The sequence below is a fragment of the Streptomyces sp. NPDC004658 genome, assembly GCF_040609555.1.
Classification (GTDB): Bacteria; Actinomycetota; Actinomycetes; order Streptomycetales; family Streptomycetaceae; genus Streptomyces.
Genome location: NZ_JBEXKG010000368.1, coordinates 1 through 2,275, shown reverse-complemented (window position 1 = coordinate 2,275; position 2,275 = coordinate 1). Strand labels below are relative to the sequence as shown.

2 protein-coding genes are annotated in these 2,275 nt (G+C 77.3%); both read right to left on the bottom strand.

Annotation, left to right across the window (positions count from 1 at the left end; all coding sequences use genetic code 11):
* On the bottom strand, nt 1-922 hold a 922-nt coding region (locus ABZV94_RS41370), incomplete at its 3' end, for a glycosyltransferase (RefSeq protein WP_356350231.1).
* Nucleotides 923-1,047: 125 nt separating this feature from the next.
* Nucleotides 1,048-2,275: CDP-glycerol glycerophosphotransferase family protein (locus tag ABZV94_RS41365; RefSeq protein ID WP_356350230.1), on the bottom strand; the 1,228-nt coding region annotated here is incomplete at its 5' end.

Below are 2,275 nucleotides of genomic sequence, written 5' to 3'. Positions count from 1 at the left end.
GCAGCCGGTGCTGCACCCCCAGGCTGCCGCCCGGCACCCGGTGGCCGGCCGGCCGGTGCCGCCGGTAGAGGCGGGCCGCCCGGCGGAAGAACGCCCGGTGACCGGAGGGCAGCCGCTCCGGCCGGGACGCCGTCTTCAGCACCACGGCGAACAACTGGTCGAACAGCGGCCCGGTCCGCCCGGCGGGCAGGGCACGCTCGGCCGCCCGCGTCAGCACCCGCTCCACCTGGTCCAGCAGGGTGTGCTGGTGCGGGCCGGGCTGATTGAGCCGGCTGCCCTGGCGGCGCAGCCGGTGCCGTACGACGGTCCGGCGCAGCACCGCGATCCGCTCGGCGGCGACGGTCACCAGCCCGCCCCAGCCGAGGTCGGTGAAGTGGCCCTCGGGGAAGGCGAGTTCCCGTTCGGTGAGGAAGGCGCGGCGGTAGACGGCGCTCCACGCGGGCAGCTGGACGCCGGTCAGCGCGGGCCGGTCGGCGGGGGCGAACGCGCCCTTCGGGGCCCCCGCGAGCAGCGGCGCGGCCGGGTTCGTGGGCTCGCCCTCCCACCAGGGGGCGCGCTCGTGCTCGGCGTACAGCACGTCCACGCCGGCCGTCTCGGACAGCCGGGCGTCCAGTGCCGCGAGCGCGCCCGGCAGCAGCAGGTCGTCGCCGTCCAGGAACAGCAGGTACGTGCCGGTCGCCGCCTTGATCCCGGCGTTGCGCGCCCCGCTGAGCCCGGCGGACGGCGGCGAGTGCACGGGGGTCACCCGGGAGTCCCGCTCGGCGTACCCGGCGGCGGCGACCTCGGCGGCCGGGGCGTCGGGGGCGTCGCAGACCGGGATCAGCTGGAGGTCGCCGAAGGACTGGCCGAGGACCGAGTCCAGCGCCTGGGACAGCCGGCCGGTGACCCCGTGGGACGGGACGATGATGCTGAAGCGGGGCATTCTGTTCTTTCTGTCGTCTTGCGGACGCGGCCGGGCCGTCCCGCCGGACGCCAGGTGGACGGCCGGCTCGGGGTGGGCCGCGTCGAGCCGAGGGGCATGGGAACTCCCGGAAGGACCAACGCCGTTCAGCGGCTCTCGGTGACGGGGACGGGACCGGAAGGTTGCGGCACGGTGGCCAGCGGGGAGCGCGCGCAGGACGACGGGGCCGGGGTGCGGTCCGCCAGGGGCACCGCCGGCGGCGGCTCCGTCTCGCCCAGGACCACCCGCCGGACCACCCGCTCGGCGGCGTGCCCGTCGTCCCACGGGCAGAACCGCTCCCGGAACGCCGCCCGCAACTGGGCCGAGCGCGAGCCGCGCCAGTGCCCGGAGGCGAAGATGTCGGTCAGCTCGTCCTCACCGCGCGCCACCGCGCCCGGCGGGAACTCCCGCAGGTCGAAGTAGGCGCCGCGGCACGCCTCGTACGCCGCCCAGTCCTCGGTGTGCACGACGATCGGCCGGTCCAGCCCCGCGTAGTCGAACAAAACCGGCGCGTAGTCGGTGAGCAGGGCGTCCGAGGCGAGGCACAGCTCGGCCAGGTCCGGATGGCCCGAGACGTCGATGATCCGGGTGCCGCTAACGGGGGCGTGGGCGCGGGCGAGGATCACGAAGCGCGGACCCAGGCGGCGCAGGATCCGCTCCAGGTCCAGCAGGGGGCGCTGGGTGCGCCGGTGGTCGCGGTGCGCGGGCGCGTACAGGATCGCGACGGCGCCCTCCGGGACGCCCAGCGACGCCCGCACCCGGGCCACGTCCGCCGCGGTCGCCCGCTGCAGGACGTCGTTGCGGGGCAGCCCGTACTCCAGCACGGTGTAGCGGCCCGGCAGGACCCGCTCCCAGGTCAGGGTGGCGTGCCGGTTGCCGGACAGGACGTAGTCCCACTGGTCGACGTCCCGCAGCAGCTCCGCGAAGTCCAGGTCACGGGCCGCCGCCGGGCGCTCCAGCAGGTCCAGGCCCGCGTGTCCGAGGGGGGTGCCCTCCAGGGCCCGCACGACGACCTGCCCGGGCCGCTTGCGCAGCCGCCGCTCGAAGCGGGCGTCGCTGACCAGGTAGCGGGAGCGGGCCAGCGCCGTCCAGTAGGCGGCCGTGCCGGGCGTCAGCCGGCGCGGGCCCGGCGGCACCGCGCGCCCGGGGGCGGCGACCCACGCCGTGCGCAGCCGCGGGGCGTGCGCCCGGAACGCCTCCTCCAGCGCGGCCGGATCGCCGTACCCCTCGCGCGCGGCGAACACCGCCCGGTCGGCGCCCGCCTCGGCGACACCATGCTGCCCGTCGCCCTGGCGGCCGGCCTGCTGGAACACGGGTACGGCGCGGGCGCGGTCG